Source organism: Rhodococcus sp. BH5 (assembly GCF_027583855.1).
Lineage (GTDB): Bacteria > Actinomycetota > Actinomycetes > Mycobacteriales > Mycobacteriaceae > Rhodococcus_F > Rhodococcus_F qingshengii.
Map to the genome: position 1 here is coordinate 415980 of NZ_JAJHVW010000003.1, position 19846 is coordinate 435825.

The 19846-nt window shown below is 62.7% G+C and carries 18 protein-coding genes and 1 pseudogene; 14 read left to right on the forward strand and 5 right to left on the reverse strand.

Going from position 1 to position 19846, the window contains the following annotated elements; genetic code table 11:
- Positions 1–80: 80 nt before the first annotated feature.
- The 13 genes and pseudogenes from RhoBH5_RS10995 to RhoBH5_RS11055 all read left to right on the forward strand — a co-directional run.
- Positions 81–212: pseudogene (locus RhoBH5_RS10995) on the forward strand (DJ-1/PfpI family protein); the annotation flags it as partial.
- On the forward strand, positions 209–622 hold the full coding sequence (locus RhoBH5_RS11000) for a GlcG/HbpS family heme-binding protein (protein WP_007735555.1): 414 nt from the start codon (positions 209–211) through the stop codon (positions 620–622). The pseudogene RhoBH5_RS10995 and the gene RhoBH5_RS11000, both read left to right, overlap by 4 nt.
- Positions 623–1694: 1072 nt before the next feature.
- Positions 1695–3569 carry a molecular chaperone DnaK gene (dnaK, locus tag RhoBH5_RS11005; protein WP_007735554.1) on the forward strand — a complete coding sequence of 625 codons (1875 nt, stop codon included), beginning with the start codon at positions 1695–1697 and terminating at the stop codon, positions 3567–3569.
- An 8-nt stretch (positions 3570–3577) separates the two neighbouring features.
- A complete protein-coding gene (locus RhoBH5_RS11010) occupies positions 3578–4102 on the forward strand; it encodes a nucleotide exchange factor GrpE (protein ID WP_007735553.1) in 525 nt (174 codons plus the stop codon).
- Between the two features lie 6 nt (positions 4103–4108).
- Positions 4109–5014, forward strand: coding sequence for a DnaJ C-terminal domain-containing protein (locus RhoBH5_RS11015; RefSeq protein WP_007735552.1), 906 nt, complete (start codon positions 4109–4111; stop codon positions 5012–5014).
- Positions 5011–5340, forward strand: coding sequence for a chaperone modulator CbpM (locus RhoBH5_RS11020; protein WP_270008278.1), 330 nt, complete (start codon positions 5011–5013; stop codon positions 5338–5340). Before RhoBH5_RS11015 ends, RhoBH5_RS11020 begins: the two co-directional genes overlap by 4 nt.
- A complete protein-coding gene (gene clpB / locus RhoBH5_RS11025; protein WP_054188357.1) occupies positions 5322–7955 on the forward strand; it encodes an ATP-dependent chaperone ClpB in 2634 nt (877 codons plus the stop codon). Before RhoBH5_RS11020 ends, clpB begins: the two co-directional genes overlap by 19 nt.
- 16 nt (positions 7956–7971) lie before the next feature.
- Positions 7972–8424 (forward strand): thioredoxin, encoded by a 453-nt coding sequence (gene trxA, locus RhoBH5_RS11030; RefSeq protein WP_007735549.1) that lies wholly within the window; start codon positions 7972–7974, stop codon positions 8422–8424.
- Entirely contained in the window at positions 8421–8687 is a 267-nt protein-coding gene (locus RhoBH5_RS11035) for a UBP-type zinc finger domain-containing protein (RefSeq protein WP_007735548.1), read from the forward strand. The genes trxA and RhoBH5_RS11035 overlap by 4 nt, the downstream gene beginning before the upstream one ends.
- Positions 8665–10392 (forward strand): FAD-dependent oxidoreductase, encoded by a 1728-nt coding sequence (locus RhoBH5_RS11040; protein WP_270008279.1) that lies wholly within the window; start codon positions 8665–8667, stop codon positions 10390–10392. The genes RhoBH5_RS11035 and RhoBH5_RS11040 overlap by 23 nt, the downstream gene beginning before the upstream one ends.
- Positions 10393–10405: 13 nt before the next feature.
- Positions 10406–10846 (forward strand): DUF1931 family protein, encoded by a 441-nt coding sequence (locus RhoBH5_RS11045; RefSeq protein ID WP_024487875.1) that lies wholly within the window; start codon positions 10406–10408, stop codon positions 10844–10846.
- Positions 10847–12100: 1254 nt separating this feature from the next.
- Positions 12101–12562 carry an Hsp20/alpha crystallin family protein gene (locus tag RhoBH5_RS11050; protein ID WP_047272442.1) on the forward strand — a complete coding sequence of 154 codons (462 nt, stop codon included), beginning with the start codon at positions 12101–12103 and terminating at the stop codon, positions 12560–12562.
- Between the two features lie 164 nt (positions 12563–12726).
- Entirely contained in the window at positions 12727–13077 is a 351-nt protein-coding gene (locus tag RhoBH5_RS11055) for a hypothetical protein (protein WP_039973505.1), read from the forward strand.
- 253 nt (positions 13078–13330) lie between these two features.
- Here RhoBH5_RS11055 and RhoBH5_RS11060 read toward each other — a convergent pair whose 3' ends face one another.
- Positions 13331–14431 carry a membrane protein gene (locus RhoBH5_RS11060; protein WP_039973504.1) on the reverse strand — a complete coding sequence of 367 codons (1101 nt, stop codon included), beginning with the start codon at positions 14429–14431 and terminating at the stop codon, positions 13331–13333.
- 279 nt (positions 14432–14710) lie between these two features.
- Between RhoBH5_RS11060 and RhoBH5_RS11065 the strand changes: the two genes are divergently transcribed.
- The gene (locus RhoBH5_RS11065; protein ID WP_270008280.1) at positions 14711–15226 is read left to right on the forward strand and encodes a nitroreductase family deazaflavin-dependent oxidoreductase; all 516 of its coding nucleotides are present in this window, start codon (positions 14711–14713) and stop codon (positions 15224–15226) included.
- A 780-nt stretch (positions 15227–16006) separates the two neighbouring features.
- Here RhoBH5_RS11065 and RhoBH5_RS11070 read toward each other — a convergent pair.
- The 4 genes from RhoBH5_RS11070 to RhoBH5_RS11085 form a co-directional block, all read right to left on the reverse strand.
- Positions 16007–16864 carry an alpha/beta fold hydrolase gene (locus RhoBH5_RS11070; RefSeq protein ID WP_064113704.1) on the reverse strand — a complete coding sequence of 286 codons (858 nt, stop codon included), beginning with the start codon at positions 16862–16864 and terminating at the stop codon, positions 16007–16009.
- Complete coding sequence (locus RhoBH5_RS11075) at positions 16861–17895, reverse strand: NADP-dependent oxidoreductase (protein WP_270008281.1); 1035 nt, start codon at positions 17893–17895, stop codon at positions 16861–16863. Before RhoBH5_RS11075 ends, RhoBH5_RS11070 begins: the two co-directional genes overlap by 4 nt.
- Before the next feature lie 79 nt (positions 17896–17974).
- Positions 17975–18694 (reverse strand): SDR family oxidoreductase, encoded by a 720-nt coding sequence (locus RhoBH5_RS11080; RefSeq protein WP_007735537.1) that lies wholly within the window; start codon positions 18692–18694, stop codon positions 17975–17977.
- Positions 18695–18724: 30 nt separating this feature from the next.
- Positions 18725–19801: an alkene reductase gene (locus tag RhoBH5_RS11085; RefSeq protein WP_270008282.1), complete on the reverse strand. Its 1077-nt coding sequence runs from the start codon at positions 19799–19801 to the stop codon at positions 18725–18727.
- Positions 19802–19846: the final 45 nt, after the last annotated feature.

The window sequence follows — 19846 nt, forward strand, 5'->3', positions numbered from 1 at the left end:
CCAGAACCGAGAGGAGCACAACGATGCCAATTCCACTGCAGGGCAAGCAGATAGCGATATCGACTGCCGACGGGGCCGGAGGAGTAGAAGTCGTAGACGAACAGGTCGCGATCGACGGGAACCTGATCTCGAGCCGCTCGCCCGACGACCTTCCTGCGTTCCGTCAGGCCATCGTCGAGCAGTTCGCGAAGCTCGGGGCAGGTGCGTCATGACCGTGAACCAGACCTCGGTGTCCCTCGACGATGCGCAGCGGGTCATCGCCGCAGGACAGGCCAAAGCCACCGAGATCGAGTCGCCGTCGAACATTGCGGTGGTCGATGCCGGCGGCAACCTCGTGGCTCACGTGCGAATGGACGGTGCCTGGATCGCCAGCATCGACATTTCGATCAACAAGGCGTTCACCGCGCGGGCATTAGACGTCTCGACCGAGGACCTCGCGGCCAACGCGGGCCCGGGCGAGCAGTTCTACGGGATACACGCCTCCAACGGCGGACACATCATGATCTTCACAGGCGGTGTGCCTCTGCGGCACAACGGCCAAGTCGTGGGCGCTGTCGGCGTCAGCGGCGGCACCGGGGAGCAGGACAAGACCGTCGCCGAGGCGGCCGTGGCGGCGCTGTGAGCTCTGTTTCATCCGCGCGTCAGGTGAATTGACGCCGGCCAAGCCCGCTCGGCGAAACCGAATCCGGCTACCAGCATTTCGACGCTCACGACGACGGTTGGACCAAAGTCGTACTGCATCCCTGAGGCGGCTCCGAGCCGAGACGAACACAACCACGGCCAGACCTGGCACACCTGCGCCACCACGGGGGCGAGAGCAAACCGACCCCTCGATAGAAATCCTGCCAAAGGATGCAGCACAGGAATAGACGAGAACCACGTAAGTCCCGTAGTGACGGTGGCCGAAACATGTTGAATTGCAATAGCTCCCGCCTGAGCGGTCTGTTGACCAGCCACAGAACGGGACGTTGAACCGTGCAGCACGCGGGTGTTCGCCACCTACTCGCAACCAATTGGAACCGGCCAGTAGTGGCTCATTACCTTTCTGTCACAAGGCGATTCGATAGAACTACAATGAATCTCGTCCGGGTTCAACGGAGCTGCTGTTCACTGACTGTGACGATCTTTCGCAAAGGGAGTTCTCCTTTTGCATGCGCCGCGGTAGTGTGGACGTACCGCAGTAGCGGCCGACACTCGAGTTTTCGTGTCGAAGCCGATACTCGGAGTTTCATGCGATGGCCGCTTCGATCGGGTTCCGGCGGGCATCTTCGATCAAGGGCAGGTGTGGTCGCCACTGCCCCGTTGCGCCCCGCCCATCAGGCGAATGTTGTTGACGCCCTTTAGGTGGACGAAAAGACTCATCATGGCTGGGTGGTTCGTGAGCTCAACCGGTTGACCGGCGGTCGGGCCCTGTCAGTACACACAGGCCCGGCGAACCCCACAACATCAACGCTGAGGGGCGTGATGTCAAAGCACAGTGGCGGAAACCCTTACCCTCGGCCGCTCTCGAGCCTCACGCCCGCCATCCACGGATTGGTGTCGGGCGCCGTTATCGGCGCCCTGCTCGGTCTCCGTGACTTCACCCAATCCACTCGCCAAAACCAGGGAACTACGAAGTCCTTGCCGACATCGAGCGAAGTTGCGGGCGGAATCGCACTTGCTCAACGGCCGGGCCGATCGAAAGGAATTGAGTCATGACAACTGCTGTAGGCATCGACTTGGGCACAACCAACTCGGTCATCGCAAGCTGGCAAGGCGGCGAGCCGGTGGTGATCTCCAATGTGGAGGGAGCACGGACGACGCCTTCGGTGGTGGCGTTCACCGAGAACGGTGAGCGTCTGGTGGGCCAGCTTGCCCGACGGCAGGCGATCTTGAATCCGAAGGGCACGATCTACTCGGCGAAACGCTTCATCGGACGTCACTACGACGAGATCTCCGAGGAAGCCAAAGCGGTCAGCTTCGACGTCGTAGCGGGTGACAACGGTGAGGCCCGCTTCGACGTGCGCGGCAAGAAATACGCACCAGAGGAGATCAGCGCTCTCGTGCTGCGCAAGCTCGTCGACGACGCGAGCAAGTTCCTCGGTGAGAAGGTGAAGGAAGCGGTCATCACCGTTCCTGCCTACTTCAACGACGCGCAACGAAACGCCACCAAGGACGCCGGCCGTATCGCAGGCCTCGAGGTTTTGCGGATTATCAACGAACCGACCGCTGCGGCACTCGCGTACGGCATGGACAAACAGACCCACGAAACCGTACTGGTCTTCGACCTCGGCGGCGGAACCTTCGATGTGAGCCTGCTGGACGTCGGAGAGGGGGTAGTCGAGGTTCGTTCCACGGCCGGCGACTCCCACTTGGGCGGCGACGACTTCGATCGACGCGTGGTGGACTACCTCGCCGACGAATTCCAGCGCGCGGAGAACATCGATCTGCGTAAGGATGCGCAGGCGTTGCAACGACTGTTCGAAGCCGCGGAGAAGGCAAAGGTTGAGCTGTCCTCGGTGACCCAGGCCCAGGTAAACCTGCCTTTCGTCACCGCTGACGCGAATGGTCCCAAACATCTCACCACTACGATCATGCGATCGAAGTTCGATGATTTGACTGCCGATCTGGTGGAACGGTGCCTCGGCCCGGTGAAGCAGGCCATGAGTGACGCCAAGGTCGCCGCCAACGACATCGACGAAGTGATACTGGTCGGCGGTTCGACACGTATCCCGGCTGTACAGGCGCTGGTTCGCCGGCTGACCGGCGGCAAGGACCCCCACATGGGCGTCAACCCGGACGAGGTCGTTGCCCTCGGAGCCGCAGTCCAGGCAGGCGTGCTCAAAGGCGAGGTTTCCGATGTGTTGTTACTCGATGTCACCCCACTGTCCCTCGGCGTCGAGACGCAGGGCGGGGTGATGACGAAGATCATCGAGCGGAACACGACGATCCCGGCACGGCGCAGCGAAGTGTTCTCCACGGCGGAAGACAATCAGTCCGCCGTGGACGTCGTGGTGTTGCAGGGCGAACGCGAACGTGCGGCCGACAACCGGGTGCTGGGCCGGTTCCGGCTGGAAGACATCCGCCCCGCGCCACGTGGCGAGGCCCAGGTGGAAGTCATTTTCGACATCGACGCCAACGGCATCCTGAACGTCACCGCTCGCGACAAGGATACCGGCAAGGAACAGAGCATCACGATCAGTGAACAGGGCAACCTTGATCAGGGTGAGGTCGAGCGCATGTTGGCGGAGGCCGAACGGAACCGGGGTGAGGACGAGGCGCTGCGCAAGGCGGTCGACGCGCGCAACGGGCTCGATTCGGTTGCGTATCAAGTGGAGCGGCGACTCGCCGAACTCGGTGACAGTGCCCCGCCGCATGAGAAGGCGCGGGCCGAGATGCTGGTTGCCGACGCCCGAAAGGCCGTGCAGGACGGCGCTTCACCCGCGGAGGTTCAGCCACTCACCTCGGAGCTGCAACAGCTGCTCTACGGACTTGTGCCGGACCAGTCGGACGACGGCCAAGCAGGCGGCGCTGATGCTGCGTCGTCGGATGACGGCGACGTGATCGACGCCGAATTCGATCGAAGCTGAGGCGCACGATGGAAATGTCTGCAGATCATTCGACGACTGAGCCGACTACCAACAGCGCCGACACGGATCAAAGCAAGACCGAGTCCGATCGCGCCGAGACGGCAGACGAGCTGTCTCAACTCGAGGACCGTTGGCGCAGGGCCGTCGCAGATCTGGACAACCTGCGCAAGCGATACGCCAAAGATCTGGACCGTGAACGCGCCGCGGAAGTAGCGAAGGTTTCGGCGGCGTGGCTGCCGATACTGGACAACTTGGAGCTTGCGCTTGCACACGCAGGCAGCGATCCGCAGGCCGTCGTCGAAGGTGTGAAGGCGATCCGGGACCAGGCGGTACAGGTGCTCTCACGACTCGGCTTCGAGCGCCACGACGAGGCCGGTGTGCCGTTCTCCCCGGAACTCCACGAAGTGGTCAGTGTGGTAACCCGACCCGACCTTCCGTCCGGGACCGTGGTCGAGGTCTTGCGCCCGGGTTATGGAGAGGACGGGCGACAGTTGCGGCCCGCCGCGGTGGTCGTCAGCCGCCCAGAGGGGTGAGCACCGATGGCCCGTGACTACTACGAAGTACTCGGCGTACCGAAGGGCGCCGGCACCGACGAAATTCAGCAGGCGTACCGCAAGCTGGCCCGCAAGTACCACCCCGATGTGAACAAGGATCCCACTGCGGAGGACAGGTTCAAGGAGGTCAACGAGGCCTATCAGGTGTTGTCCGACCCGGACACCCGGAAACGCTATGACCGATTCGGTGACGACTTCCGGCATGTACCCGAGGATTACGACGAACGGGTGCGGGCAAACGCCGCCGGGTACGGCGGTGGCGGGAGACGGGTGCACTTCGGCCACGGTGTCGGTGGTGAGGGTGCCGTCGACTTCGAAGACCTCTTCGGGCAGATGTTCGGCGGAGGCGGTGGGTTCGGACCGATTCCCGGCGCCGATCAGGAGGCCGAACTCGAACTGGCGCTGGAAGAGGCCTATCAGGGCGGAAAACGCACTCTCAGACTGGACGGACGGCAGTATGACGTCGACATTCCAGCCGGCGTCCTGGACGGCCAGCGAATCCGGTTGGCCGGGCAAGGAGGCCGAGGCAACGGTGACGCGCCGCCTGGGGATCTGTACCTCGTGGTGCGGATCAAACCGCATTCACGGTTCCGCGTGCAGGGTCGGGACATCTACGTCGATCTGCCCGTATCGCCATGGGAGGCGGTTCTCGGGTCGACAGTCGTCGTTCCCACACCGGGCGGAGAGGCGAAAGTCAAAGTGGTGCCTGGCTCTTCGACTGGTAGGAAGCTGCGCCTGCGCGGAGAGGGAATGCCGAATCCGCGCGGTGCCAACGGCAACCTCTACGCCGAAATCAAGGTGATGGTTCCGTCGAAACCGACAGCACGTGAACGCGAACTGTTCGAGCAGTTGGGCGCCGAATCGAACTTCAATCCGAGGAAAGAGACATGAGCACCTCAACGCCGATCACTCAGTACGTATTGGTTCGCCGTACCGGATTGTCGCCGGACGCCTTCGCCGAACGTACTGGCCTGCACCCGGATCTGACACGAAAACTCGTGGCTCTCGGACTGCTCGACGCCCACCGCTACGCCGGCGGAGAGATGTCGTTCGACCCATCCGAAGTGACCCACGCCGCACGCATCCAACGACTGCGGACGGGTCTGGGTCTCAACTACTCGGCAATCGGGCTCGTGCTCGATCTGCTGGATCGAATCGAAAGACTCGAAACAGCGGCCCGCAGAAGGAGGACATCCTCATGGACACCGGCAGCTTGACCGAAAAGTCACGAGAAGCCTTGCAGGAAGCCCAGAATGTTGCGACCAGAATGGGCCACACCGAAGTCGACGGAGAGCACCTGCTGCTCGCATTGGTCGATCAGCAGGATGGGTTGGTGCCCCGACTGCTCGAACAGGCCGGCGCGAATGTCGAAGCACTTCGATCCGATCTGGATCGTGAACTGTCGCGTAGGCCGAAGGTCAGCGGCCCCGGCGCGACCCCCGGTCAGGTGATGATCACCCAGCGTCTGGCCAAGCTGCTCGATGCCGCAGAGCGGGAGGCGAAGAGACTCAAGGATTCCTACGTGTCGGTGGAGCATCTTGTGATGGCCCTCTCCGAGGAAGGATCGGCCAGCGCGGCCGGGCGGGTCCTCGCCAGTCACGGGGTCACACGGGACGCCTTCCTCACAGCGCTGACGAAGGTGCGCGGCAATCAGCGTGTCACGTCGGCAACCCCGGAGGGGGCGTACGAGGCATTGGAGAAGTACGGGCGCGACCTCGTCTCCGAGGGACGGGCAGGCAAACTCGATCCGGTCATCGGCCGGGATGCCGAGATACGCAGGGTAACTCAGATCTTGAGCCGGAAAACGAAGAACAACCCGGTGCTGATCGGCGACCCCGGTGTAGGTAAGACTGCGATTGTCGAGGGTCTCGCCCAGCGGATCGTCCGCGGCGACGTGCCCGAGGGCCTACGCGACAAGACGATCTTCTCGCTCGACATGGGTTCTCTGGTGGCCGGTGCGAAGTACCGCGGCGAGTTCGAGGAGCGACTGCAGGCCGTGCTGTCCGAGGTGAAGGCTGCCGAGGGGCGCATCCTGTTGTTCGTCGACGAGTTGCATACCGTGGTCGGAGCGGGCTCGGTCGGCGGCGAGGGGTCTCTCGATGCCGGCAACATGCTCAAACCGATGCTCGCACGCGGCGAACTGCACATGATCGGTGCCACCACTCTCGACGAGTATCGCAAGCACATCGAATCCGATGCGGCACTGGAGCGTCGATTCCAGACCGTTCTCGTCGACGAGCCCAGTGCCGAGGATGCGATCTCGATTCTGCGCGGACTTCGAGAACGCCTCGAGGTGTTCCATGGCGTGAAAATTCAAGACGGTGCATTGGTGGCCGCCGTGACCCTCTCGCACCGGTACATCACCGACCGCTTCCTTCCGGACAAGGCGATCGATCTCGTAGACGAGGCATGCGCTCGGCTCCGCACCGAAATCGATTCGATGCCTGCCGAACTCGACGAGCTCACCCGGAAGGTGACCCGTCTGGAGATCGAAGAGGCCGCACTGTCCAAGGAAACGGACGCGGCCAGCAAAGCGCGCCTCGAAGAATTGCGCAAGGAGCTGGCCGACCTGCGGGCCGAGGCAGACGCCCGGCACGCTCAATGGGAGGCGGAGCGGCAGGCGATCCGGCGGGTGCAAGAACTGCGAGGAGATTTGGAACGGTTGCGCGTCGAGGCCGAGGCCGCCGAACGCAACTACGACCTCAATCGGGCAGCCGAGTTGCGATACGGCGAGATCACCGAGCTCGAACGCCGGCTCGAGGCGGCGGAGGAGCAACTGGCCACCAGACAAGGCCGAAATCCGTTGCTGCGTGAAGTGGTCACCGAAGACGAGATCGCAGAGATCGTGGCCGCATGGACGGGTATCCCGGTCGCCCGGCTGCAAGAAGGTGAGCGGGAGAAGTTGTTGAAGCTCGACGAGATCCTGCACGAGCGGGTCGTCGGTCAGGACGAGGCGGTGCAACTGGTCGCGGACGCTGTGATCCGGGCGAGGTCCGGTATCCGTGATCCTCGTCGACCGATCGGTTCGTTCATTTTCCTGGGCCCGACGGGCGTCGGAAAGACCGAGCTTGCAAAGACATTGGCCAGCGCCCTATTCGACAGTGAAGACAACATGGTGCGCCTCGATATGAGCGAGTACCAGGAACGGCACACGGTGAGTCGGCTCATCGGTGCACCTCCCGGATACGTCGGGTACGACGAAGGTGGCCAGCTCACCGAGGCGGTGCGGCGTAAGCCGTACTCCGTGGTGCTCTTCGACGAGATCGAGAAGGCCCACGCCGACGTCTTCAATACCCTGCTGCAGGTGCTCGACGACGGCCGGATCACCGATTCTCAAGGGAGGCAAGTCGATTTCCGGAACACGGTGATCATCATGACCTCCAACATCGGATCCCAGCATCTCCTCGACGGGGTCACAGCCGACGGCGAAATCAAGCCGGACGCCAGGGAACGGGTGATGGCAGAACTGCGCGGGCATTTCCGCCCCGAATTCCTCAACCGGGTCGACGACATCGTGCTGTTCTCCCCACTCACCCTGCCCCAGATCGAGTACATAGTGGAACTGCAACTCACCGACCTTCGAAACAGGTTGTCGGAGAGACAGATACACCTGGAAATCACGCCGGAGGCACGCCGACTGATCGCCGAACACGGGTTCGACCCTGTCTACGGTGCGCGGCCGCTGCGCCGATACATCGCACACGAGGTCGAAACCAAGATCGGCCGTGCACTGTTGCGCGGCGAGATCAAACCGGACGGCACCATCAGCGTCACGGTGGACGGCGGCGAGCTTGCCGTCGCGTATGCCGAACCCGCCTTCGCGGCGGCCTGAGAAGAGGTAACTGGTCATGGGATCCGAAAAGGTGAAGTGCCCGAACTGCGGCAAGACCAACAACATCCCGGCAGCAGGGGAAGGAAAACCTCGCTGCGGCAACTGCCACGAGCCGCTGCCCTGGATCGCCGCGGCGGGAGACGGTGACTTCGCGGAGATCGTCGAAAAATCCTCGGTGCCTGTGCTCGTGGATCTGTGGGCGACGTGGTGCGGCCCGTGTCGCATGGTCAGCCCCGCGCTCGAGCAGCTCGCCAGAGAACACGCCGGCCAGATCAAGCTGGTCAAGGTCGACGTCGATGCTGCACCCCGGACGGCTGAACGATTCACCGTCCGCGCCGTGCCGACTCTGCTGGTGATGGACCGGGGTGAGGTTCTCGCTCGCCAGTCGGGCGCAGCTCCGGTCCCCCAGCTGCGCACGTGGCTCGATCAGGCGCTCTCGGAAAATGCCGGCGAGGAGGCGAAGTCATGAGTCCTGTCCATGCGGACCCACATGTAACCGCGATCCGGGCCGTGGTGCCCCGTACCCCGCAGGGCTGCGAGGAATGTCTTCGCCTCGGCACCCCGTGGGTGCATCTGAGGCTGTGCCTGACGTGCGGACACGTCGGTTGCTGCGACTCTTCGCCGGGCAGGCACGCGAGTGCTCACGCTCACGCCATCGGGCATCCGATCGTCCAGTCGATGGAGCCCGGCGAGGATTGGCGGTGGTGTTATGTCGACCAGAACTTCGTCTGAGGGCGCCTCACCCATCGGGTACAGCCCGCCGGTCGACGACGAGACCCCGGACGAGGAGGGCGCCTTCCCGCGGCTGACGGACGACCAGGTCGCGAAGCTCGAGGTCGGTGGCTCGCGTCGACCGGTTCACGCCGGCGAGGTGCTGATCCGAGAAGGCGCGCCTGACAACGATTTCGTCGTCGTCCTTTCCGGAAAGATCGCAGTCGTCGACGAAGGCGACGCGGACGGCGAGCGCCGGATACTGCGCGTGCACGGTCCTGGGCGTTTCCTGGGCGAGCTCGGACTCCTGGAAGGTCAGGTGGCGTTCTTCACCGCCGAAGTGATCGAGGACGGCGAGATACTCGTCGTCCCGGCCGAGCAGGTACGCGAGCTGATTGCCCACGATCCCGTGCTCAGCGATTTGATCCTGCGCGCCTACCTTGTGCGTCGGCACTTGCTGATCGGGCTCGGCTCCGGATTCCGGATCATCGGCTCCTGCTTCTCCCCGGATACGTTGCGACTTCGTGAGTTCGCGATGCGAAACCGTCTGCCCCACAAGTGGTTCGACTTGGAACAGGACGAACGAGTGGAGCAGCTGCTACGCAGCCTGAACGTCGCACCCGAGGACACACCCGTCGTGATCTGGCACGGCGAGAAGGTGCTGCGCAATCCGACGAATGCGGAACTCGCACGCGTCGTCGGGCTTCCTGTCCCGGCACCCGTCGCGGACGCAGCCAAGGACGTCTACAACCTCGTCGTCGTGGGTGCCGGACCGGCCGGCCTGGCCGCATCGGTGTACGGCGCCTCGGACGGGTTGAACACGGTGACGTTGGAGCGGATCGCTGCGGGCGGCCAAGCCAGTACCTCATCCCGGATCGAGAATTATCTGGGATTCCCCGCCGGGGTCTCCGGCTCCGAATTGGCCGAGCGAGCCGTGCTCCAGGCCGGGAAGTTCGGCGCCCGAATCCTGGTGTCGGCAGAAGTGACCGGTTTGGGATCCGAGGCCGGGAACCACGTGCTCCGACTGGCGGACGGCGGGTCGGTGCACGCCCGGGCCGTTGTGCTCGCCGCCGGGGCGCGGTACCGCAAGTTGGCCGTTCAGGGGATCGAGGCGCTGGAAGGAACAAGCGTGTACTACGCCGCAACGCATCAGGAAGCACGGATATGCGGCACCGACCCGATAGCCATCGTCGGTGGCGGCAACTCCGCCGGCCAGGCCGCCGTCTTCCTCGCCGAGCACGTCTCACAGGTGCACCTGCTCATCCGCGGCGATGACCTCGGGAAGAGCATGTCCCGATACCTGGTCGACCAGATCGAACACCATCCGCGGGTCACCGTGCACCGGCACACCGAGATTCGTGCGGTCCACGGCGAGAAATACCTCGAAGCAATTGCGGTCGAGGACAATCGCACCGGCGACCAGGACACGATTCGGGTGCGCGCCCTGTTCGTCTTCATCGGGGCAGTACCGCACACAGGGTGGCTTGCCGACGCGATCGCACTCGACGACCACGGCTTCGTCCTCACCGGTGTGGACGCGATCCACGCACGAGCGGACGGCAGCCTGCCAATCAACGGCGGCCTGTCCAGGACGCTCGAAACCAGCCTGCCCGGCCTGTTCGCGGCGGGCGACATCCGCCGCGGTTCGGTGAAACGAGTCGCATCCGCCGTCGGTGAAGGAGCGATGGCCGTACGCCAAATCCATGAATACTTCGAAAGGAGCTGACGACATGCCAGTAATGGGCACCGTGAAATTCCAGCGGTTCTTCAGGGCAGCGGCCGGACTGCAGGTCGACCGGAACGATCTCAAGCGCTATACCGATTTCATCGACGACAAGATCTACGACGTGATCCTGATCGGGAAAGCCTCCGCGAAAGCAAACTTGCGCGACGTGATCGAACCGTGGGACCTGCCGATCACCAAGGGATTACAGGAGAGCATCCACCGGTTCGAAAAACTCGACGAGGAGATCGAACTTCAACCGCTGCTCGATCAGCTCACGGCCCGCCCGCCCTTGGACGTGGCCCTCTCAGAGGAGACAGAGCAACGACTGCCGCTGATCGCAGGAGGGTTGAGCGTAGCGCTGGCGCAAACTTTCGCCACGGTCGAACCGGACCGCAAGAACCCCGGCACAGCCCAATGGACAGTCGCCTTCGACATCTTCCACCTACTTCTGTGATTACCACCCGTCCCGGCTGACAGCGCGTCTGAGTTCGAATATGCTGTCCGGCTGCGAAAATACCGGTGCGATTCAGAACTGCCTGTCAGTTGGCGTCGACGACGGAGGATTTCCGGCGAGAGGTGCGGTTTCCGCGCTCGATTCTCGAGCAGCGAGAACTCCAGTGAGGGACTCGATTACAGCCCTCAGATCTTCTGCCGTGAGCGAGTTCGGCTTACACGCCGAACCTCTGACACCGGTAATCCGCGTGGCCAGGCGGCGAGCAGAACTTGTCGATCGGCGATCACTCCTTCGGCTCATCTGAGAACCTTTCGTCTTCACTTTCTCGATCCCCGCATCGGGCGGGCCCTGAGCACTTCTGGGCGCGCACAGCTCAAGGCCCGGCAAGGAGACCCGCGAGGGTGATATGGCCTTGCCTTGACGAACACCCGCCCGATTGTTTGCCCCCTCGAACGGAACGGGTGCCCCCGACCCGACGAAGGTTATTGCGCACTGCTTGTAGACGACAGGGTCGAAAGTCCCAGTTCCATTGTGATGAGCAAGCTTTGACGGTGGCCGAAGTGTTCTCCCTTACAGCCGGTTCGGTGTGTGCACGAACACGGACATCGTTCGCAGCGACTCCGACGAACGAGCACCCGCGATGTTCGATGCCCGATCCACCCGCAAACATCGGGAAAAGACCTATTTTGCAAAAGCATTCGGAACAGACGTCTGCAAACCAAATACCAGGAACGGGCCACCTTTCCAGGCACCGCGGCTACTGCGCCGCTAGCGTGACGACCAAGATGTTCACCTTGCCATGCAAACGGCCATGTCACTTCTTGGCATCGAAGGCGACTGAACATGATTTATACCGATCGCACTGTTTATGGTTGAAGATGTGCGGACGACATGAACGTCGACTTCGCACGGATAGTGGGTCATCGGTGTTGTGTGCTCAATGCCGACGTCGGTCATACGCCCCGACTCGCACACGCAGAGCCGGGGCTCCGGCGGATCCGTTGCCGCACCGCCGCTACTGACGAAGTGCCGTACCGCGCCGCCCGCTTCGAATCGAGGCCGAAGGCGGCCACCGCTTTTGTCGGGACCAGGCAAAGCAGCGATCTTCAGGGACCGGAACACTTCCCCAAAGCTTCTGGCACTCTCGGTTGCAGAGTGCTAATTCGTGTGGTTATCATGTTCTCGCACAGTAAGTTCGGTCAACCGCCACAGTGGCGGTGACCTTTCTTTTCACGACATGGGAGGTGTGTTGCTGTGCTTCGTTTCGATCCTTTCACCGACATCGACGCGATCACCAAGTCCGTACTCGCCGCGGGAACCGGCAACGGACGCAGTCCACGGTTCATGCCGATGGACCTCTACAAGGTCGAGGACCAGTACGTCCTGCACGCCGATCTTCCGGGCGTCGACCCAGGATCAGTGGGCGTCCACATCGACGGCTCGACCCTGACGTTGACCGCGCACCGCACCGCCCTCTCCGAAGAGGGTGTGAGCTGGCTGGCGAGTGAGCGTTTCGCTGGAACATACAAACGGCAGCTGTCCATCAGCGACGACATCGACGCCCAACAGATCGAGGCCTCGTACGACAACGGCGTGTTGACGGTGACGTTGCCGATCGCAGAGAAGGCGAAACCGCGGCGGATCGAGGTCTCCTCCGGACCACCCTCCCGAACCGATAACGCCGGATCGACAACACAGGTGCAGATCGAAGCCTGATCCGCCTGGCCCGAACACCGCTTTGATGGTGGGGTGACTCCCGAGGACACGCGATGGGTTCTCGGGCCTCACCCACCATCGTTTCGATCTCCCACTGCACACCCGTGGCGCACACCGGTACATCCACCACACGAAAGAATCAGCGCGAGAACCCTTTAGCTGCCATGACTGCATCCACTATCCCCCCGCACGAACAATCCGACAACACCGACAACACCGAATCCCGCGCGCACACTCCACCCGATTGGTGGGATCACCACCGTCCGATCACCAGCGATGAATACAGCGACATGGCGTTGATGCTCGGTGCACTCTCGATACTGACGTTCTGGATGTTCGGCCTCGGCATCCTCCTCGGTGCCGCCGCCATCGGAACCGCCCTGGCAGCGCGCCGACCCGACACCCCCGGACGCGATCTGGGCGACAACACCGCCGGCGTGGTCGGGATCCTCACCGGCATTGCCGGAATCGCCTTCGGCGCCGTCTTCCTCACTGCAGCACTACCCCACCTGTAGAAAAACCGAATTCGGCACTTGTGAAATCGGATTCGGTTGTGCCGTAACGCGATCACGGTGCGCGCTGGCCAGTGTCGCGGTCGGAGCCCCGATCGCTGGGGTCCTCTACTACGTGCTGCGTTCGATCATCACGAGAGAATAAGGACTGCGCTGGTCAGCTGCACATTCCCATCACGAACCGTCGGCAGGGATCACGACCTCGCCCGCGGTCGCGAACGCCACCGGCAGTAGCGCCTACGAAGCGCTCTCGCGATCATTCATTCGCTTCGTTCGACCGCGTTCGGGTCTCCTTGATGCGTTGCCGCTGCCGAACCCCGTACGTCGCTTCCGTGACGGCATCGTCGTCCTCGAGACCCGACCCGAGAGCCCCACCTATCGTGGCGATCGACGCCAGCAGCCAGGCGAGCGTGAGGTAGTCGGAGAAGTTCACCCCGTGTCCGAGAGTGCGGGCCAGCAGTTCCGGGGGAAGTGTGAGACACGCAGTGAACAACAGTAGACAGAACAGGGCCACGTGGAGGACGGTCACGCCGATGAACAGGGTGACCACGGTCGAAATGTTGTACAGCACGGATCGATCGCGCTCTTCCGACGACTTCGGCCGCTCCCACAGTTCGTGATCGACGATCAGCCAGAGAATCATCGCCACGATCGACAGGAGCGTAGCCGCGCTCATACGCCAAGGGCCCATCGTGTCGGCGAACAACCAAATCGTACTCGTTGCTAGCGCGATCGCACCCGTGGCAAAGGCACCGACGAGCACCTTCGACAGTCCGGCGACCAGCCTCCACGGGCGGTTCGCCCGCACCATCCCCGACAACAGTCGTAACCGCCGCAGTCCTGATGGCGCGAAGTAACGACTGCCATTCTCCGTCTGCGCACACGGGAACCGTCGCGCCGCGCCCTGCGGCATGAGTTCCGGTTCACCAAGAATGCGGGCTATCGCGAGTTCGGTAACAGCGCGGACGCGGCGCTCGATGTGGATCGCACCCACCCCAGCGACAGAGACAAGCGCGAAGCAATGGCCGGGGCTGACGTCGGCCACCACCGGCAGCGTATCTTCGCGGCGCGGTAGATCAGTGAGGTATACGACGATGTCCTCCCCTTCGGACGACGGATCGACCGCCCCGATGACGTCTGCGAAGTCTGTTTGCTCGTCCGAGAGGTAGGGCTTGCTACGTACACAAGTCGTCCACCGGCGCTCGAGGCGGTCACGGCTTCGTAAACGTTGTGGCAGATACTTCGCTATGCGTTCCGCGAGAGCCGTAGCTTTGCCCGGTTCCGCGATCAACAGCACCGAGGCCTGCTCACCTGCGGCACCAGATCGCTCTCCCTGGAAGTGTTTATTTGTCTTCACCGCCTTCACCTACCCGCCCGGAGCTCCCCCAAACTCCTCGAATCCGTTGTCACTCCGAATCAATGTCGGGCGGGAGGTCGACCGCCGGATGTACCAGGGACGCGTCATCGGCCGGGGCAACGAGACACGCCGCGCACCAAGACACACGTGATCATCCCGAGTCGACACCAACCCGCCAATCAGCTCCAGCACCGAACCACAACACTCCGCAGCACTTCGCCGACTGAGCGCATTGCAGGAGGCGGTGTACACAGAGAAGCACCGGAGAGACAATCAACTATGGACACCAACGCCTTCCCCGATATTCGGTGGGGTCACGATCGGCGATTGCTCAAGAAGCCACTGAATGCCTTCGTATCGTCGCGGATCGGGTCTTGGTATCTCCGGAAATTGACGCCGATCGACCGAAAACTGCTCGCGCACAGCAAAGGCCGACGAACGATCTTCGGTCCGATGGGGGTGCCGTTGCTGTTGTTGGCCACGACCGGAAGGAAAACAGGGCAGCCCCGGACGACGCCTCTCACCTACATGCGCGAAGGAGGCCGATTATTTCTGGTCGGTAGTAATTTCGGGCGACCCCATCACCCCGCGTGGTCCGAGAACCTGTTGGCCAATCGGGAGGCGACGGTGACAATCGCAGGGGCCGAGATCCCTGTGAACACAACCTTGTTGACAGGGCAGGAGGCAGAGAGCGTCTTCGAACAGTTCGTCGAATACAACCCTACGTACTCGGTGTACAAGACTCGCACGGCACGTAATCTTCGAGTGTTCGCTCTCGAACGGCGCCAAACCTGATTCCCCGCAACAAGAACAACCCCTTACTCCCGATCGGCCGGTATCGACGGAATCGCCCCGGCGAGTCCGGGGACTTCGATGTACCCCAAGTTTCGTGGAGCCGTCATTTTTACGTCAGGCTACGGGTTGACGTGTGACGTGTACGTTCTCGAACTCGATCGGTGTCAGCATCCCGAGGGCACTGTGACGGCGTTAGCGATTGCGGAAGATCTCGAAGTACTCGAACGTGGAGTCGGCCAATTCGGTCCTCGTTTTCCGTCGTTTTCGATTCAAGAGTTCGGTTTACATGCTGCCCCATAAAGATTCGATCACGGCGTGTTCATAGCAATCGCCGATCGATCCCATAGACGGGACCAGCCCTGAGTCGTGCGGGGTACATCAGTCCCCGGAAACTACGGTGCGATTCAGTGACACGGGTGCCGACGGTGATGGAGGCGGCGGCCGCGGAGCGGTGTGTGTGGCTCATCGGTTGGACGTGTGCGTGCTGCCCGATGAGCCGTGCGCCCGTGGCCGGCAATGAGTGAGCATCCGAACAGCATGAAGGACCGGCCGTCCGTGTTGTGCGGGCTGTCAAGGGCTAGCTAGAGCTTCTTGTCGAGAACAGGTCCGAGCACGCCCTGCGCGGCCGAGACGATCGTCCGCGGTGGTAATCGGAAGCGCTCAAGTGCGCACGAACCGTTTTCCTCTCCATGCTCCATCGAGCAAGGATTTGGTCAGCCGTGATCGGCGATTCTGCTCGGTCATGCGTCGGTGGTGTTGGCCTGGAAGGTTTCCGCTCGTTCAGCGGGTGAGGAAGTCGACGGCGGCGGGTGCGAATGTGTCGTGGTGTTGGAATATGCCGCCGTGCCCGGAGTCGGGGTAGATGATCAGTTCGCTTGCGGGGATTCGGCGGTGCAGGTCTTCGGAGAGGGTTGAGGGCACCATTCGGTCGTTGTCGCCGTTGGCGATGAGGGTGGGTGCGGTGATGGCCGACAGGTTTTCCGGTGTGGAGCGGCCCCACTTCTTGATCGCTGTGAGTTGGGTCTGAAAGGCCTTGACCGAGACGGGCGCATCTCGGTCGTCGGTGCGTTCCTTCAGGCGTTCGACGAATGCTGTGGCGGCGCGTTTGCCGGCGGTGTTGCGGTTGAAGAACAGGAATTCTTTCGGGTCGGACCGGGTCAGGGTAGCTCGAAGAATGTCGTAATAGGTTGTGCGGGCGACTTTGTCGATGTCCTTACCGCCGGCGGGGCCGGTCCCGGTGAGGACAAGTCTGCGCACGAGTTCGGGGTGCTCGAGCACGAGGGCTTGGGCGATCATGCCGCCGAGGGAGAACGAAAAGATATCGACCGTACCGAGTCCGAGCGCTGTGATGAAGGTGACGGCGTCGTCGGCCATCGCCTCGATGCTGTCGGGAACTTTCCCGGTAGAGGCGCCGACGCCGCGGTTGTCGAAGGCGATGACACGGCGCTTTTTCGCGATGGGGTCGATGATTCGCGGATCCCAGTTGTCGAGGTTCGCGGCGAGGTGGACGAAGAAGACGACGGGGATTTCGCCCTTCGGTCCGAGTTCGCGGTACGCGTAGGTGACGCCGCCGGCGGTGATGGTGCGGGTCGGCGCCTTCGCATAGGACGTGATGACGGGGTCGTTGCCGGTACTCATGGATCTGTCCTTATGTCGGTTGAGGTTTCGAGGTTTCGGGTGTTACTGATGACAGCTTTACCCCGGATGCCACCCTTGCTCAGTGTCCGGAGGCCTTGGGGTGTCTCCTCGAACGGGAAGACCTGCCCGAGGACGGGGCGGAGTGCGCCGTCGTCGACGAGTTCGGCGATGTTGCGGAGTTGGTCACCGCTGGCGTGCATGAAGAGGAACTCGTAGCTCACACCCAGCTTGCGAGCTTGGCGGCGGATACTGGAGCTCAGTCCGGTGATCGCGAGGCGCAGTAGCGGATTGAGCCCGATCTCGCGGGCGAAGGCTGGATCCGGCGGCCCGGAAATCCCGATAGCCTTTCCTCCTGGCTTGAGTACGCGGAGGGATTTCTTGAGGTTCTCGCCGCCGAGGCTGTCGAGCACCACGTCGTAGCTGTGGAGGACCTGTTCGAAGTCCTCATTGTGGTAGTCGATGACTGTGTCGGCACCGAGGGCTCGAACGAAGTCCCCGTTTCGGGCGCTGGCTGTGGTTGCGACCGTGGCGCCGAGGTGTTTGGCGAGCTGAATCGCGATAGATCCGACACCGCCGGCGCCAGCGTGGATGAGGACTCTCTGTCCTGGCTGCACGTTGGCGCGCTCGACCAGTGCCTGCCACGCGGTCAGTGCCACCAGAGGCATGGATGCTGCTTCCGTCATGCTGATTGTTGCCGGTTTGAGGGCAAGATCGGCCTCCGTCACTGCGATACGCTCCGCGAATGTTCCGATGCGATCCTTGTCGGGTCGAGCAAATACTTCGTCGCCGGGTTTGAACGACTGAACCTTCGGCCCGACCTCGATGACGACGCCGGCGAGGTCGTTGCCGAGGATCAACGGAAGCCTGTACGGGAGTATCTGCTTGAACTCACCGGTGCGGATCTTCTCGTCGAGTTGGTTCAGCCCGGCTGCTTCTACTCGCACGAGCACGTCACGCTCACCGACAACTGGCTCCGGCACGTCGGATTCTTGCAGTGGCCCTTTATATTTGGTGACGACGAACGCTTTCATGTCTTTGGTTCCTTCGGCTAGGGCGACGGGAAGGGTGGGGAGGCGTCGCGGCTCTGTTTTCCGCGACGCCTCCGCTTGGCTACTGCTGCGGCGCTGCAGTTCCGAGTTGCGGGTAGAGAGCTTCGATGGGCGCACTGAGTCCAGCTTTGACCTGAGCGGATGCTTCGTCGGCGAGGACTTCGTACTCGCCTGCCTCGACCGCGTCGAACACGGTGCGTACGAGGTCCGCTGGATCAGTTTTGGGGTCGGTGGAGTGCGCGGCCATGGGGGTGTCGACCCAGCCGACGTGGACGCCGACGACGTGGACGCCTGCGGGTGCGAGTTCGAGGCGAAGTGAGTTGGTCGCAGACCATAGTGCAGCTTTGGTGGCGCTGTAGATACCCGCGACGGCGTACCAACTCAGCAGCGAGTGGATGTCTATGATGACCGACTCGTCCTGGGCTGTAAGGATCGGCGCGAAGGCGCGGGCGAGAAAGAGGGGGCCGAGGAAGTTTGTTTCGACATTGGCGCGGATTTCCTCGTCGGTATGGGTGAGGATGCCCGTGCTGGAGGTGGAAGTGCCGGCGTTGTTGATCAGAACGGTCACGTCCGATGCGGCGGAAACGACAGCTTCGATGGATGCGGGATTGGTGACGTCGAGGGCGAGGGGGACGATCCGTTCGTCGTCCCACGTACGAGGAGTGCGAGCGGTGGCATATACCTTCGACGCACCGCGAGCGAGGGCTTCGTGGACGAAGTGGGTGCCGATGCCGCCGTTTGCTCCGGTGACGAGGACAACGGATCCGTTGAGTGAGGGCATGTCAGGTTCCTTGGGTTACGTGGCGGATGGTCAGACGTGTGCGAGGGTCGGGTAGTCGGTGTACCCCGCTTCGCCGCCGCCGTAGAGGGTGGTCGGGTCCACAGCGTTCAGTGGCGCTCCCAGGCGTAGACGGTCGACGACATCGGGGTTCGCCAGTGCGAACTGCCCCAGCGGCGCGATGTCAGCCAGACCGGCGTCGATGTCGCCGGAGATCTGCTCACGCGTGCGCCCGAAGCGCACGACCAGGACAGCGGTCGGCCACACGTCACGGAACGAGCGGAGCAAATCGTCGTCACCGACATGATGGACGTGGAGGTAGGCAAGGCTCAGTGCCGCGAGTTCCCCGACCAGGTGCGTGTACTGGGCGCGCACGCTCCCGATCTCACCTTCGTCGATCCCGCCCAACGGCATCGACGGGGAAATCCGGATCCCCACCCGATCGGCTCCGATTTCTTCTGCCACTGCCGCGGCGACCTCGATCACGAAGCGAGACCGGTTTTCCACCGATCCGCCGTACTGATCAGTGCGGTGGTTCGAGTTCGGGGAGAGGAATTGGTGCAGCAAATACCCGTTCGCAGCGTGAATCTCCACCCCGTCTGCGCCGGCTGCGATCGCGGATGCCGCAGCATGCCGGAAATCGGCGATCGTCGTCTCAATGTCGGAGATGCTCATCTCCCGCGGCACCGGAGTCTTCTGCGGACCGGTCGCGGTGAACATGTCCTGATCAGCCGAGATGGCCGAGGGGGCTACCGGCGGACGGTGATGTGTTGTGTTGTCCGGGTGCGACATCCGGCCGACGTGCATCAGCTGGATGAACAGCGCACCGCCACCATCATGGACAGCGTCGGCGACGTGTGACCAGCCCTCGATATGAGCCGGAGTGTAGATCCCAGGCGTGTTCGGGTAACCCTGCCCGTCGTCGGAGGGCTGGGTGCCCTCGGTGATGACCAGTCCGAGCGAGGCGCGCTGGCCGTAGTAGGTCGCTACGAGCGGGCCCGGGGTGCCGTCCGGGTTTGCTCGGTTGCGGGTCATCGGCGCCAAGGCGAGTCGGTGCGGGAGTTCGACGCGTCCGAGGGCGAACGGTTGCCAGAGTGAAGGTGATGTCATGAGCGGGGTGCTCCTCAGGTAAATCGGTCAGGTAGGTCATCGGTG

What these genes read in the sequence shown, in the direction of transcription:
- RhoBH5_RS11055 (WP_039973505.1), top strand. Translation starts at nt 12,727, where the DNA reads ATGACTGCATCCACTATCCCCCCGCACGAACAATCCGACAACACCGAC.
- RhoBH5_RS11080 (WP_007735537.1), bottom strand. Translation starts at nt 18,694, where the DNA reads ATGCCCTCACTCAACGGATCCGTTGTCCTCGTCACCGGAGCAAACGGC.
- RhoBH5_RS11075 (WP_270008281.1), bottom strand. Translation starts at nt 17,895, where the DNA reads ATGAAAGCGTTCGTCGTCACCAAATATAAAGGGCCACTGCAAGAATCC.
- RhoBH5_RS11045 (WP_024487875.1), top strand. Translation starts at nt 10,406, where the DNA reads ATGGGCACCGTGAAATTCCAGCGGTTCTTCAGGGCAGCGGCCGGACTG.
- RhoBH5_RS11085 (WP_270008282.1), bottom strand. Translation starts at nt 19,801, where the DNA reads ATGACATCACCTTCACTCTGGCAACCGTTCGCCCTCGGACGCGTCGAA.
- dnaK (WP_007735554.1), top strand. Translation starts at nt 1,695, where the DNA reads ATGACAACTGCTGTAGGCATCGACTTGGGCACAACCAACTCGGTCATC.
- RhoBH5_RS11070 (WP_064113704.1), bottom strand. Translation starts at nt 16,864, where the DNA reads ATGAGTACCGGCAACGACCCCGTCATCACGTCCTATGCGAAGGCGCCG.
- RhoBH5_RS11000 (WP_007735555.1), top strand. Translation starts at nt 209, where the DNA reads ATGACCGTGAACCAGACCTCGGTGTCCCTCGACGATGCGCAGCGGGTC.
- RhoBH5_RS11015 (WP_007735552.1), top strand. Translation starts at nt 4,109, where the DNA reads ATGGCCCGTGACTACTACGAAGTACTCGGCGTACCGAAGGGCGCCGGC.
- trxA (WP_007735549.1), top strand. Translation starts at nt 7,972, where the DNA reads ATGGGATCCGAAAAGGTGAAGTGCCCGAACTGCGGCAAGACCAACAAC.
- RhoBH5_RS11010 (WP_007735553.1), top strand. Translation starts at nt 3,578, where the DNA reads ATGGAAATGTCTGCAGATCATTCGACGACTGAGCCGACTACCAACAGC.
- RhoBH5_RS11065 (WP_270008280.1), top strand. Translation starts at nt 14,711, where the DNA reads ATGGACACCAACGCCTTCCCCGATATTCGGTGGGGTCACGATCGGCGA.
- RhoBH5_RS11040 (WP_270008279.1), top strand. Translation starts at nt 8,665, where the DNA reads ATGTCGACCAGAACTTCGTCTGAGGGCGCCTCACCCATCGGGTACAGC.
- RhoBH5_RS11035 (WP_007735548.1), top strand. Translation starts at nt 8,421, where the DNA reads ATGAGTCCTGTCCATGCGGACCCACATGTAACCGCGATCCGGGCCGTG.
- clpB (WP_054188357.1), top strand. Translation starts at nt 5,322, where the DNA reads ATGGACACCGGCAGCTTGACCGAAAAGTCACGAGAAGCCTTGCAGGAA.
- RhoBH5_RS11020 (WP_270008278.1), top strand. Translation starts at nt 5,011, where the DNA reads ATGAGCACCTCAACGCCGATCACTCAGTACGTATTGGTTCGCCGTACC.